This is a genomic window from Joostella atrarenae (assembly GCF_021764745.1).
GTDB classification, from domain to species: domain Bacteria; phylum Bacteroidota; class Bacteroidia; order Flavobacteriales; family Flavobacteriaceae; genus Galbibacter; species Galbibacter atrarenae.
In genome coordinates this window covers 1058356-1073049 of the sequence record NZ_JAETXX010000001.1, presented here as the reverse complement: position 1 = coordinate 1073049, position 14694 = coordinate 1058356, and the positions used below count along the sequence as shown (strand labels likewise).

The window sequence follows — 14694 nt, the reverse complement described above, 5'->3', positions numbered from 1 at the left end:
CATCTAATATATTTTCTGTCTGAACAGCAGCATCTGCTAAATCTTCATTAGCAACGGTTCCATTTTTAATCTCAGTAGAAGTAATTGACTCAGCTGCAACTTCAACTTTATACGCAGAACCATCTTTTCCATCTCCAGTAACTGTCGTCGTTGTTCCATTTATCAATTTTGTCTCTGAACCATCCGCAGCACTCGTTGCTATTGCACTATCTACATAATTTCTTGTAGCAGCACTTTGAGCTGCCGTAGGGTCTAATAACCCCGTGATTTCAACATCTCCTGCATCTGCTCCTTCTCCTAATACATTTGCTAAATTCTGATTATCGGTATTCACCTCATCTTTTATATCATCTAGCGATACCTCCAAAATTTCACCGCTATTAATATCTATTAACTCAAGAGTTCTGTTGTCTTTATTTATAGCAAACGTCATACTTTTAACAGTATGACCAGAAGTCAATTCCCAAGAATCTCCATCCCAGAAAAACAATAATCCTGAGTCTGTATTTATATAAATATCCCCTACGTCTGCTGGATTGTTGACGTCACCAGGATCAGTAACATCTGTTCCATTAAGAACCTGACAGTTACATTGATTTTCAAGTTTTACAGTTATTGGTGTTTGTGAAAACGCTAAACCGGAAATAAGCAACACTATAATTAAAATTCCGTTTTTCATTCTTTTAAAAATTTCTTAGCAATAATTATTTAAAAATTTAGACAACAGTTCCCTTCTGCTGTGTAAACAACATTCATTTTGTTTGATATATCTTAGGTGTATGTATATACTAGGTAAGTATTGAAATTATTAGATTTTCAATACGTGTTCCCTATTTATGTAGGAGTAGATTAATATCATTTTTATGAGTTTTGAATTAAGTTTATTTTGTTTTCAACCTCATCATTTCGCCTAACAAAACTACTGTTATACAGTGTTTTAAAAAATAAAATGATGTGTAATAGGCCTATGCTGTTGTGTGGTCGATTAACTGTAATTTTCATAGACCAACTACTTTAGTTTTTATTGACTCGGTATGTTTGATTTCTATTTGTAATTACTGTTCGGACACCTACATTTAATATTGCCGCATCAGAATCTACAGGAGCACATCCGTTCATACTGTCAACTGATACCAACCGATATTGATAATTGTTTTTATCTATATCTGTACTAACTATTGTCAAGACTTTTGTATTTACTCCACTGTATTCTGATCCATCATTAATATCAATGAAGTTTATGCCTCCATCTTTACTTACCTGCCATTGAAACGTATCGGCATTATCTATGCTTACGGAAAATTCTGCATCTTGATTTACAAATATTTTCTGATCTTTAGGTTGATCTGTAATAGCGACCTCTGGTTTCCTTTCTATATTATAGTCCCCTAACTCAATAGCGCATTCTCCATTACCCCATCGCGCCCATAAGTTGTAAGAACCTGTTTTTAAGTCAGTATATGTAATTGATCCGCTATCATCTGGGGTTGTATTATATGTATTTCCTCCATCGAGACTAAATTGAATACTACTTCTATTGTCCTTATTTGGAAAATTAAAAGTAATACTTCCGTTATCTTCCCCACAGCTAGCACTATTAGTTGTAGCAGTGGCCTCTGGAACAAATTTTACTCGTACTCTAACATCATCAGTAAAAGTGCAACCTGCTGCGTCGGTAACCGTAACTGTATAATCTATATTTAAGTTATTGTCCTTTTCTCCAACAGGCACCGTTGTAATATTAGCAGTGGTTCCTACAACATTTCCTCCAGTTTTCCATTCATATATGTAAGGTGCTGTACCATTACTAATCGTAGATGTTAAGGTTACGGAGTCTCCATTACAAATTGTCTGCATCTCTCCTGCATCTACGGTAGGTGTTATTATATTTATTGTTTGCACTACGTTTGTTATATTCCCTGAAGCATCAGTAATACTATATGTTCTCAATACTTTATTCGCATCTGTATTATCATCAGAAACAAAGGCTACTGTAGGGTTTTTTGTACAATTATCTGCCTCATCAATAACTAAATCAATATTTGGACTTGGCGCTTTACATTTTGCTGTAATAGGAGTTGGAATACTGGCTGTTGGCTTTACTTTTTCTAACGTTAATGAAGTTGTTGCTGAGACTTTAGGAGGAACAGGATCTCCCGGCATCCCCCCATATTCTACTAAATATCCTTTTGGCTCATAATTCCCTGAAGTTCCTGCTATTGGCAAGTCATTCCAAGATCCTCTTGGACCAACTCCTGGAGCGGTTATATGTGCATAATCCTCATTATTCTGGTTATTGGGCTCCTTATCATTCCAATTAGCATACTTTCCAGTAATCACTTTTCCTCCATTAGCAGGTGTTCCACCTTGCCAAAACTGTTGACCATTTTCTGGTCCTGTTACCCAACGCCAAACTCCTTCCACTTCAACATCACTAGCTCCAATCCATCCAGCTCCTGGGGCTTGTTTTCCTAAAAGCGCTGCTTCCTCTGGCCCCGTAATAGTTGCTAAATACCCTTTTAATCCATAAAAAGTTCTATTCTCTGCAGCAGCTTTTGCGTTATCCCACCGTATCTTTACATTAGGTACATATTCATAATAATGCCCTGTAGATTCTAAATAATTTGCTTCATTCAAAACAATAGAAAAACCTCTACCTAATCCATCAACAAAAGATGCAGACGAACTAAATCTAATAGATTCTATTGCCGCTTTATACTCTGCAAAAGTAGCTTCTCCTTTTAAACTCATTTTCCCTTCTGAAGAATTAAAAGTCCCTTTAATCTTAGAAGTATTTGTAAAACTTAAAATATCTCCTTGCTTATAATTAACTGAAACTTGAATGAATGCTGCGGAAAGTAAATTTCCACCTCCGTTATCTGTAATTACTACATCTTTTGCAATTGGAACAGTAGTTCCTGGACAATAAGCATCGTTTCCATCCGCATTATTAGCTGTAATAGTTGGAGGATTGTTTACCACTTGACCTTTATAAACCGTATTATTTGAATTTTTAGATGTGAAATAAATATTTTCATTTGGGTTTATACTAAAAGTTTGTTTTGGTATACCGTTTCCAATTATAGTAATATCAAAATTTTCGCAGCCTAGAGTTTCCAAATTGATTGTATTACAATCTGAAGCACTCCGAGAATCCTGATAAGACTGCGTATAGCCTTTTGACCCATTTGAAACACTAACTCTAAAATCCTCTACATTGTCGATACACGGTAAATCACCATAAAATTCACTTATATCAGAAACTCCATCCCCACTAATACCATAAGCAAATCTAACTGCATAAGCATAACCATTCATGCAATTATAGTTGTTTGATAAAACAACAACATCTATTGGAAAAATGTAAAATTGGACTTGCTTAGAATTATCCATAGCTACATTAACTTTCCCATAAACAGCACTTGCTGTACTTTTAACATATCCTAAATCAATGTCTTTTTGAGTTACTTTATAATATTGAGTAAAAGTTCGACTTTGATTAGCGTTTAAAGTGATTTTTTCATCCAAACTGGTTAATGGATCTAACACAGTAACATCATTGAGTACTTGAGACCCACTATTACTTACTACAATATCATAAGTAATTATATCACCTACATTATTAAAAGAATTCTTATTAATCTTTGTAACACTTAAATCATTAGTAGTCTGACCAACCGAAACAGTAGGCAGAAAAAAAGCTAATAATAAAATTGTTAAGTAAAAATGCTTCATTAAAATCCAATCCTTTATTTTAAATACCTACGCAAGATAGGTGTACTCAGTTTTCTTAATTTTTTGTTAATAAATTATTCTTACACAAACATACTATGCGTGCATAGTATTCATTTCATTAATTTGTTAATTCGTGTTATAAAATCGATAAAATGCAATCTTAAGACAGCTGTTTAATTATTAACTCTGTATGTTAGATTTCTATTAGTAATTACCGTTTTCGTTTTCACTGATAATACAACCTCATCAGAAATTAAATCTCCACAAACACTAGTAGTATTTGTGACTAACACTCTATAATATGTTTTATTTATTTTACTATTCACTTTGACATTCAGCTTTTTAGTATGCACACCAGAATATACAGACCCATTCACCAAATCAATCCAATCAGCTCCATTAAAAACTTGCCATTGATAATTATCAATATCAGTTCCTGTTACTTCAAAAGAAGTAGTATCTCCAGCAAAAGCTGTTTTACTATTGGGCTGCATAGTTATTATTGGAGTTGGTGTATTTTCTCTATAATCGTAAAAATTATTAGCATTTAAATCTTGAGGGATTGTATAGCCATCAATATTTCCTCCGATAGTACCTTCTTTATTTATTGTATTTCCCGATAAGGTTCCTGGTTTATATGCATTCTGAGTAAATCCAGCTTCCAATACATCACTGCAACCATCGTTATCACTATCTATGTTTATATAATCTTGTTTTGTTGACAAAAAACTATTTAGTATAGTATAATTAATAGTGCCCGCATTTGCCGAATCTTGAAGAGCATCCGCAATACCATCATTCCCTACAGCTCCAGACAAACGCCCTTTATAGTGTGCAACACCATGACCCGCTTCTACAGCATCATAAATCCCATCATTATCACTATCTAAATCTAAATAATCAAAAACGCCGTCTTGGTCTGTATCTGTAGCAATACAATATTTAATATTACTAAATGAAACTTCGAGATTACTAGTGGTAACATTTTTACCTACTCTAAATATTAATTTGTCTATTGGGATTCCTATTCTGAGCGTTACATTATTTGTGCTAGCTGTTTTAGCAACTGATTTAGAATTGGCATAAACGGTAGCTGCTCCATCGTAAGTAATATTAGTAGCAGGAATAATAAAATTACTAGCACTCAACTTTAATCTATTTACACCATTAAAGGCCTTGACTTCTATAATATCATTCTCATCAATATCTCCTAAGTCGATTTCTAAGTTTGTTATAGCTTGATTAAATTGAAAAGTATGAGTACTTGGGGCAATATCAAAATTTGTATTGGTTGTATTTAATAGTAAACCTTCTGCATTACCAGCAATATTATTTTCAAACCTAAAAGGCTTCGAATCATTACTATTACTTACGGTAGATGTAACATCTACCGACACACTTTCATACTCAGCTATAGCCGTAAGTGCGTCTTTTCCGTAATTTACATTAGATGTTTTATTCCCCTTTAAATTAGAAGTCCCACAATTTAATCCTTCGTCAATGTCTGGAATCCCATCATTATCATCATCTAAGTCGCTTGTATTAGGAACTCCATCGTTATCAATATCACTATTAGCATTTACTTGTTGCAAACCTCCATCGCTATCATAAAAACCACCTCCAGGATAGGCGTCCATCCCTCCATCGGATGAGTTTGTATTGGTAGGATTCTTTGTGTAATCTGTACTAATAGCATCATTTGGAAGGATAACATAACCATAAAACACCTTATTAGCAGCAACTCCCAAATCACTTAAACTTATAAAAACTCCTGAAATTTTTTGAGGGCCTCCATCTTCTGCAGGCTTTAGAAATGTATCATTATCTTGTTTCTGAAAAATTACATATTCTGTATTATGAACACTATAACTTCCATACGCATTATTAGCTATCTGTTTAAGTGCTCCAAAAGTTAATGGGTTTCCATTTTCATCAATTGATAAGACAGCTGCTATCTTAAAAGGATCATTTCCGTTTCTTTCAAAGACTGCAAAACCAGCATTTTGAGGTGTACTCGTAGAAATACCTTCTGAATTTATATAATCAAATCTTTCTATATTATTTACCTGCGCACTGCCGGATCCAGTATAGTTAACAAATGTATTATCAGAACCAATATTTAAACGTAAACTTCTAAAAGACTCTTCTATACTACCAGCATATGTAGGCCTCAACCTTCTGTTCGCACCACTATTTCCGGAAGACTCTTTCTCAAACCACAGAATTTGTCGCTTTTTATTCCCACTTACCGTTCCGTTAGCAGTCCCATTACGCCTCACAAAAAATTTATCAACTAAAAAAGCGGCATCATAAGTTTTTCCATCCGCAACAAAAGAAGCGGTTTTACTTAATTCGTAATTATTTTGGGCATTATCTATTCTACCGAATTCAAGATTATAATTAGTTCCTGATGAATAATTTCCATGAGAACCATTACCATTTATCTGATAGTTTGTAGCAGCGTTAGTAACATTAACATAAGACGCATTTATATTGGTAATCGCCTTTTGAGCATTAACATTGTAAAAGAACATTACTAACACAAAAACCAACATCCCTTTTTCAAAAAAGAATGTTTTTTCAAAATAAATATTAAGGAATGTGAATATCCTTAGCATAGGTAATACATCTAATAGGTTAAAATTGATTTATAAGGGTAAAATCAATTCATTAAGATTTGGTCTAATAAATAATGTTAAAATAAAGTTAACACTTCGCAAATATATCAAGTATAAATTCTTGTCACCTAAAAAAAAGACATACGACAATAAACTATCGATAAAGTGTATAAAGGTTAAAAAAACTTATATTTTCCCTTTATAATTAAACGTTTTAGCTCATATTTTCAACTTTTTATAAATTATTTATATTCATAGTGTCGCTTGTTACAGAATAATTTATTTTTGCAGTCCTTAAAAAAGGTAAGCATGCATTTAGAAGACGAGATTAAAAGAAGAAGGACTTTTGGAATTATTTCCCACCCAGATGCCGGTAAAACTACATTAACGGAAAAGCTACTCCTTTTTGGAGGTGCTATCCAAGAGGCGGGTGCTGTAAAAAGTAATAAAATTAAAAAAGGTGCTACCAGTGACTTTATGGAGATTGAGAGACAAAGAGGGATCTCTGTTGCCACATCCGTATTAGCATTTAATTATCAGAATAAAAAAATAAATATTCTAGATACTCCTGGGCATAAGGACTTTGCTGAGGATACTTTTAGAACTCTTACCGCTGTAGATAGTGTTATTGTTGTTATAGACGTTGCAAAGGGTGTCGAGGAGCAAACGGAGAAATTAGTTCAAGTTTGCCGTATGAGAAACATCCCTATGATTGTTTTTATAAACAAATTAGACAGGGAAGGGAAAGATGCTTTCGATCTTTTAGATGAAGTAGAACAAAAGCTTAATCTTCGTGTTACGCCTCTAAGTTTTCCAATAGGCATGGGATACGACTTTAAAGGGATCTATAACGTTTGGGAAAAAAATATCAACCTTTTTAGTGGGGATAGCAAAAAGAACATTGAAGAAACTATCGCTTTCGATGATGTTAACAATCCTGAGCTTGAAAAAATAATTGGTGAGAAACCTGCAAAAGATCTTCGTGAGAATCTAGAATTAGTTTACGAAGTTTATCCTGACTTTAATCGTGATGAATATTTAAAGGGAGACTTACAACCTGTATTTTTTGGTTCTGCATTGAACAACTTTGGTGTAAGAGAACTATTGGATTGCTTTGTTGATATTGCCCCTACTCCATTAGCAAAAAAAGCAGAAGAGCGCCTCGTTGATCCTAACGAAAAAGAATTTTCTGGTTTTGTATTTAAAATACATGCCAATATGGACCCGAAACACAGAGACCGACTCGCATTTATAAAAATTGTATCTGGTACTTTTGAGCGTAACACTCCATACTTACATGTTCGCAATAATAAAAAATTAAAATTCTCGAGTCCAAATGCTTTTTTTGCTGAAAAGAAAGAAATTGTAGACATCTCTTATGCTGGAGATATTGTAGGACTTCATGATACCGGAAACTTTAAAATTGGAGATACCTTAACACAAGGGGAAATATTAAACTTTAAAGGGGTTCCTAGTTTCTCTCCTGAACATTTCCGTTACATTAATAATGCTGACCCTATGAAGGCTAAGCAACTTGATAAAGGAGTGAATCAATTAATGGATGAAGGTGTTGCACAGCTATTCACCTTAGAAATAAATAACCGAAAGGTCATTGGTACTGTAGGAGCTTTACAATATGAAGTTATTCAATACCGTCTTGAGCATGAATATGGTGCTAAATGTACGTATGAAAACCTTCCTGTACATAAAGCTTGCTGGGTGGAACCTGCAGATCCTAAAAGTGAGGAATTTAAAGAGTTTAAACGTGTAAAGCAGAAATTCTTAGCTAAAGATAAACAAGGACAACTTGTATTTTTAGCAGATTCTTCTTTCTCCATACAAATGACGCAACAGAAATATCCGAATGTAAAATTACATTTCGTATCAGAATATAAGTAGTTAAAAATAACAGACTACAGTTTTTAGTTAATAGGAATTAAGGCTTTTTGGTATTTACCCTATAAGTTTGATTCCTATTACTAATTACAGTTTTAACCCTCACTTTCACTACTGCTTCAGAAGAAGTACTATAAGGCTCACATACATATCCAGCATTTTCTAAAATCACTTTATAGATATAACCTTCCATAGAAAAATCAGCCTTTTTTATAGTTAACGTTTCGGAAGTTACTCCTACATAAGAATCATCATTAGTTAAATCAATAAAATGGATACCTCCATCTGTGCTTAATTGCCATTGATAAGCCGTTAAATCATCAGCAGAGATCGTAATATTAGAAGCATAACCATCAAATAAAACTGCGTTTTTTGGCTGTACAGAAATAGAAGGCGGACCACTAGCAACAGTATAATCTTGATTCCCATCGATATCTTTATCTAAAGGAGTTGCATAACCTCCACTACCTATAACTACTCCGTGAGAATTTATAGAAATAGCTCCAGTCCCTATGACACCATCGGCATCAGCATCAGAAAAACCAGCTTCTAAAACATCACTACAACCATCAGAATCACTATCAATCGTCATGTAATTAAAAATATTGTCTCCGTTAGAATCAGCTACATTGTAATTGATATTCCCACTATTAAACTGGCCTGCTGCTTGCACATTATCTGGAATGCCATCTGTACCAACATTTCCAGTTACTCTTCCATCAGCATCAATATTCTTACCGTGACCAGCTTCTACTGCATCATAAATCCCATCATTATCACTATCCAAATCTAAACTATTAGCAATCCCATCTCCATCGGTATCTACAGAAATACAACCTGGAGTAAAACTACCTTCATTCACTGCAAAAAAGATAGGATCTGCTCCACTTGAAATCTCCAATCTAAATGCGACAGCCTTACTAATCTCTTCTGAATCAAGATTAAACTCAGACAATTCTACAGCTGCAAAGCGTAAACCCTTACGTTCGTTTGCAGCATGCTTACTATCGTTTGGGTTATATTGATCTACTATAGATTCTCCAACAATCGGGATGTCATTCCACACTACTTCCACTCCATTCCCAAGATAATTTCCATTAGCATCCAATAAATTAAGTCGGTTATAATTGGAACCACTTGTTAATTTTGCTCCTTGTGTTAATAGAATATCCATAATACCATCATTATATGCGTCTTCTGCACTCCCTCCGAGACGAAAAGACCAACTATTTCCAATATTAGCAATTGTATATGCCATATCGAGCCCTCTTTCACCTTCGTATAAGTATGGATTAAAAGGTGTATTCCCTGAAGTTAAAAGCGGACCTTTAGCATCATTTACATTTCCGTCTAAAGCGCGTGCCTCCAAACGGATACCAGTAGTAATTCTTGTTACTGGCTGTAAAGCTAACCATGTAGTTTCCTCTAGATTAACATCTGCATTTCCATCTCCATCGGTATCTATTCCGTCAAACCTACCATCATTATCACCATCTATCATCATACTATTTCCTACTCCTGCACCTGTAGCATATGTAATACCTTGTGCTTCAAAAGCTAATAAAGTTGAATGATTATCGAAGGCTGTAGGATTTAAAGATGTAGTTTTAGAACTCCAAAACCCATCGTAATCAGAATAAATTGCACTTACAGCATTTCCAGATTTTACAGACGCTGAAGGAGTGCCAAAAGTTCCTAAAAACTCGCATTCATCTTCTAATAAATCTGGAATTCCATCATTATCATCATCTTTATCGATATCATCTGTTATTCCGTCGTTATCAGTATCTTGAGGAGCTGTGCTTATAAATGTTTCTTCACGCTCTTGATTAATTTTTGTAAAACTATAAGCAGCCGCTAAAACACCAGTTATAAAAAAAACTGTAACAATCTCTTTAATAAACGAGTGTGAGCTATTAAACGGTTTCTCAAATAACATAAATCTTGGGGGAGTTTATTTCTTTAATCACTGCAAATTTATTGATTTCAGAATAGGGTAGAAATTTAATGTTGTGAAGACACCTATTAACGTGGTGAGTAGCAGCAATTACATCTGGATAATGCTAAATAGTAAACATAAAAAAGCCCGGATCTTCACCCGGGCTTACGCACTAATACACTAAGATGTTAGGTTTACCGTAATCGATCAACTGATTTTACGAGATCTTCGTCCTTTTTTATAGCCCTATTGGCTAACACTAAAAAAACGATAGAAATAATAGGGAGAAGCATCCCAATACCCTTCTCTGAAACGTTAATTTCTCCGGATAAGACTAGAGATCGATAAACGAAAAATCCTAGTAAAAAAAGATTTAATATCATGTTCAATCTGTTCAAAACAAATTGATTTTTTCTTTTCTTGTACAAGAAGATAGCTACAAAAGCTAAAACTGCAGATATTGCAAATAAAGCAGAATATAAAATATCGCTATCTGCATAAACAGCTTCGCCATTTGCGTCTGTCCATAAATATGCCCAGAAAGGTAATACCCCACTGATTATAACTACGATAAGTAAATATATACTTTGTATACGTTGTAACACGTTTTTCTTGTTTTGTTGTGACAAAAATAACGTTCTTTTCGAAAAAATGTGCTTGTTTATTAAAATAAATTTGTAATATTGCGTAGTCAATTCGAAACGAGTACTTTACTGCGTTCCAATTAACACTTCTATAATTATTTTCAAGAAAAAAATCATTTTTCACCTCAAACCAATAATAATTTATTTATTTAATCAATGTTTGAAATTTCAGATTTAAAAGCAAAAAAACTTGCTGAATTACATGAGATCGCCAAAACGGCAGGTATTCCTAAATACAAATCTTTAAAAAAGAACGATTTAGTATATCAAATCTTAGATGTACAAGCAGCAAGTCCAGAAGCAGTAGCAATAGAGAAGGCAAAAGCCGAGAATGTAAAAGAGGAAACTAAAAAAACTGCATCTAAACCTTCCCCAAGAAAAAGAACAAGAACTCCTAAAAAGGAGCCTATCACTACAAATAAAGATTCTAAAAGCGAACCTGTAAAAGCACAAGAGCCAAAAGCTGCTGCTGATAAAACAGAAAACACTCCAAAGAATCAGAATAATAACCCTGCTGAAAAGAAAGCTGCTCCAAAAAGAGAAGCTCCTAGAAAGCAACCTGTTGCTGCAAAAAACAACAACAATAATAACGACAATAAGAATCCTAAACAACGTAAGGATTCTAATAACAATACATCACCACGTAATAACCAACCTCATCCTCGTAAAAAAGGTTCTACTCCTCAGGATAAAGACAATTTTGACAAAGAGAAGAAAAACCGATACAGAGATCCTGATTTTGAATTTGACGGAATTGTTGAGAGTGAGGGTGTTTTAGATATTATGCAAGATGGATATGGATTTTTAAGAAGTAGTGATTACAACTACCTTTCTTCTCCTGATGATATCTATGTTTCGCAATCTCAAATTCGTTTATTTGGACTAAAAACAGGTGATACTGTAAAAGGAACTGTTAGACCTCCTAAAGAAGGTGAAAAATATTTCCCTCTTATAAAAGTCAACCTTATTAATGGTTTAAGTCCGCAGGTAGTAAGAGACCGTGTTTCTTTTGAACACTTAACTCCATTATTCCCTACAGAAAAATTTAGACTAGCAGAAAGACAAAGCACATTATCTACACGTATTGTAGATTTGTTCTCTCCTATTGGAAAAGGACAACGTGGAATGATTGTTTCTCAGCCTAAAACTGGTAAAACAATGTTACTTAAAGACATTGCAAATGCAATCGCTGCAAACCATCCTGAAGTTTACCAATTGATACTTTTAATTGATGAACGTCCTGAAGAGGTTACAGATATGCAACGCCATGTACGTGGAGAAGTTATTGCTTCTACTTTTGATGAGCCTGCTGACAGACACGTAAAAGTAGCGAACATCGTTTTAGAGAAAGCAAAACGTTTGGTGGAATGTGGTCATGATGTAGTTATCCTATTAGATTCAATTACCCGTTTGGCAAGAGCTTACAATACTGTGCAACCTGCAAGTGGTAAAGTACTAAGTGGAGGTGTAGATGCCAATGCATTACATAAACCAAAACGTTTCTTTGGTGCTGCAAGAAATATTGAAGGCGGAGGATCGCTTACAATTATAGCAACTGCTCTTACTGATACAGGTTCTAAAATGGACGAAGTTATTTTTGAAGAATTCAAAGGAACTGGTAACATGGAACTACAATTAGACAGACGTATTGCTAACAAACGTATTTTCCCTGCTATAGACCTTATTTCTTCTTCTACAAGACGTGATGATCTTTTATTAGATGAAACGGCTATAAAACGTATTTGGATTATGCGTAAATACCTTTCTGATATGAATCCTGTTGAAGCTATGGAATTTATGGAGCAACGTATTAAAATGACAAAAAACAACGAAGAGTTTTTAATGACTATGAATCAGTAGTAAACTTTTCTTACAAATATTAAAACGCCGTCTAAATCATGTTTAGACGGCGTTTTTTATTTCAATTATTCTTTAAAAGTTATATCTATAAAACTAAGACCTTTTCTTTTTCACTTGAATTGATAATCGGAAATAAAGTGACCTTGCAATCATTACTAAAACAATAGAAAACGGAAATGCAAAGATTAACGTTGATGCCTGCAAAGCTTTTAATCCACCACCAGCAAGTAAAATGATGCACAGCATACATAGTACAATTCCCCAAGTAATTTTTAAACGCAACTTAGGATCTAAATCTCCTTCCGAAGTCATCATACTGATAACATAGGTTGCAGAATCTGCTGATGTTACCAAGAATGTAAATAACAAGATTAAAGCTATAAAAGAGGTTACATTAGACAATGGCAGCTGCTCAAAAAGTAGGAAAGTACCTAAGCTTACATTATCAAGAATTTGTGGGCCGATAGATACATCTCCAAAAAGCTCCATTTGGATTGCATTTCCTCCAAAAACTGAAAACCAAAAAATACTAAACAATGCTGGAATTAGTAGACAACCCAAAATAAGCTCCCTAATAGTTCTTCCTTTTGAAATACGAGCAATAAAGATGCCAACAAATGGCGACCAAGAGATCCACCAAGTAAAATAAGTAAGGGTCCAGTCTCCCATCCAGCTTTCGTATTCTGGCTCATAAGGATCTACTTTAAAGCTGTATTCTGGGAGTTTATGTAAATATTGACCAATAGAATCTACAAATACTTTTAAATCAAATAAGGTTGACCCCGCAAAGAAAACAAATAAAAGTAACGCGATAGCAACAAGCATATTTAGATTTGATAGTATTTTAATCCCTTTATCCAAACCAGTTGAAGAGGATATTATAAAAACCAATGTTATAAAAATAGTAATACAGGCATAGCCAAATAAATTTGAAGTATCCCAATCAAATACATAGTCCATTCCTTCACTAATTTGTATCACTCCAAGACCAAGAGAGGCTCCTACACCAAAAATTACAGCTAGAATAGAAACGAGATCTATAAAAGATTTAATTCTTTTTTGTGCTTTTTTATTAGAAGTAAAATTCAGTACACTTGAAGAAATTAGATATTTTTTACGTTTCCTGAATCCATAATAAGCAGTTCCTAAAGCACAAATAGTGTAAATCCCCCATGCATGAAATCCCCAATGAAATGCAGTATAAGAAATTGCTTCCTTTGCTGCTTGAATGCTTCCAGGATCTGCCAATGGTGGTTTTAAAAAATGATGCATTGGCTCAGCTGTTCCATAATACAATATCCCTACACCCATTCCTGCAGAGAACAACATCGAATACCACGAGAAATTAGAGAACTCAGGACGCTGATCCGGAGGTCCCAAAACAACACTCCCAAACCTACTAAAAGCTAAATAAATTAAAAATATTAAAAATGACGAGGCTAGCAATACGTAGAACCAACTAAGATAATGAGCAATAAATTGAGAAATATCTTCAGCCACATTTTTAAGCTCATCACCAGAGACTACAGCAAAAATAATTACCAAAAAGGTGATTATTATACTCAACCAAAAATTTTTACCAATTATATATCTCTCCTCATCTTGTATATCGTTAACACTTCTTCTAATATCACTTAGCTCATTTTCAATCAAACGCTCTCGAAAAGTCTTTTTCCTTCTCTCAATTTCCTTATAGGTTTTCGATTTCGATAAATCCAACTCCTTCCGAAGTTCAATCTCATATTCTTCCACCATGGAATCTACCTCTAGCTGTACCTCAGGATTAGTTATAACATTACTATCTTTTGGAGCTTCATCTGCTTCTTTCATTATATTATTTTTTTAAGCTAAGGGATTAATAATCTAAAAATTAAATATAGAATATAAACAATTTATCGCACATTTTCTATCAACTACTATTAATCTCTATATCGTTGTAGGTTATAAGCTTGTTAATGAGCTTCTTATTCTCATAAAGTTTTTATAATTTGATTAAAAACCA

7 protein-coding genes and 1 pseudogene are annotated in these 14694 nt (G+C 33.9%); 2 read left to right on the top strand and 6 right to left on the bottom strand.

All coding sequences use genetic code 11. From position 1 onward, the window contains the following. From JM658_RS04610 to JM658_RS04600, 3 genes and pseudogenes are all read right to left on the bottom strand, one after another. Positions 1 to 679 (bottom strand): annotated as a pseudogene (locus tag JM658_RS04610) (hypothetical protein); the annotation flags it as partial. Positions 680 to 1014: 335 nt separating this feature from the next. Further along, positions 1015 to 3735, bottom strand: a complete 2721-nt coding sequence (locus tag JM658_RS17300; protein ID WP_236958045.1) for a DUF7507 domain-containing protein — start codon at positions 3733 to 3735, stop codon at positions 1015 to 1017. A 173-nt stretch (positions 3736 to 3908) separates the two neighbouring features. Beyond that, positions 3909 to 6353, bottom strand: coding sequence for a hypothetical protein (locus tag JM658_RS04600; protein WP_236958044.1), 2445 nt, complete (start codon positions 6351 to 6353; stop codon positions 3909 to 3911). A 309-nt stretch (positions 6354 to 6662) separates the two neighbouring features. On the opposite strand from JM658_RS04600, the gene JM658_RS04595 reads away from it, so the two are divergent. Then, a complete protein-coding gene (locus tag JM658_RS04595; protein ID WP_236958043.1) occupies positions 6663 to 8252 on the top strand; it encodes a peptide chain release factor 3 in 1590 nt (529 codons plus the stop codon). 37 nt (positions 8253 to 8289) lie between these two features. On the opposite strand, the gene JM658_RS04590 is transcribed toward JM658_RS04595, so the two are convergent. Beyond that, entirely contained in the window at positions 8290 to 10188 is a 1899-nt protein-coding gene (locus JM658_RS04590) for an immunoglobulin domain-containing protein (protein WP_236958042.1), read from the bottom strand. A 194-nt stretch (positions 10189 to 10382) separates the two neighbouring features. Beyond that, entirely contained in the window at positions 10383 to 10793 is a 411-nt protein-coding gene (locus JM658_RS04585; RefSeq protein WP_236958067.1) for a DUF4293 domain-containing protein, read from the bottom strand. Between the two features lie 195 nt (positions 10794 to 10988). Here JM658_RS04585 and rho point away from each other — a divergent pair, with 195 nt between their 5' ends. After that, positions 10989 to 12692, top strand: a complete 1704-nt coding sequence (gene rho, locus JM658_RS04580) for a transcription termination factor Rho (RefSeq protein WP_236958041.1) — start codon at positions 10989 to 10991, stop codon at positions 12690 to 12692. A gap of 93 nt (positions 12693 to 12785) precedes the next feature. Here the strand turns inward: rho and JM658_RS04575 are convergent, their stop codons facing one another. Then, positions 12786 to 14522 carry a BCCT family transporter gene (locus JM658_RS04575; RefSeq protein ID WP_236958040.1) on the bottom strand — a complete coding sequence of 579 codons (1737 nt, stop codon included), beginning with the start codon at positions 14520 to 14522 and terminating at the stop codon, positions 12786 to 12788. Positions 14523 to 14694 lie beyond the last annotated feature (172 nt).

Bases quoted from the DNA above. Each gene is read 5' to 3' on its own strand.
- JM658_RS17300 (WP_236958045.1), bottom strand. From the start codon at position 3,735: ATGAAGCATTTTTACTTAACAATTTTATTATTAGCTTTTTTTCTGCCT.
- JM658_RS04600 (WP_236958044.1), bottom strand. From the start codon at position 6,353: ATGCTAAGGATATTCACATTCCTTAATATTTATTTTGAAAAAACATTC.
- JM658_RS04595 (WP_236958043.1), top strand. From the start codon at position 6,663: ATGCATTTAGAAGACGAGATTAAAAGAAGAAGGACTTTTGGAATTATT.
- JM658_RS04590 (WP_236958042.1), bottom strand. From the start codon at position 10,188: ATGTTATTTGAGAAACCGTTTAATAGCTCACACTCGTTTATTAAAGAG.
- rho (WP_236958041.1), top strand. From the start codon at position 10,989: ATGTTTGAAATTTCAGATTTAAAAGCAAAAAAACTTGCTGAATTACAT.
- JM658_RS04575 (WP_236958040.1), bottom strand. From the start codon at position 14,522: ATGAAAGAAGCAGATGAAGCTCCAAAAGATAGTAATGTTATAACTAAT.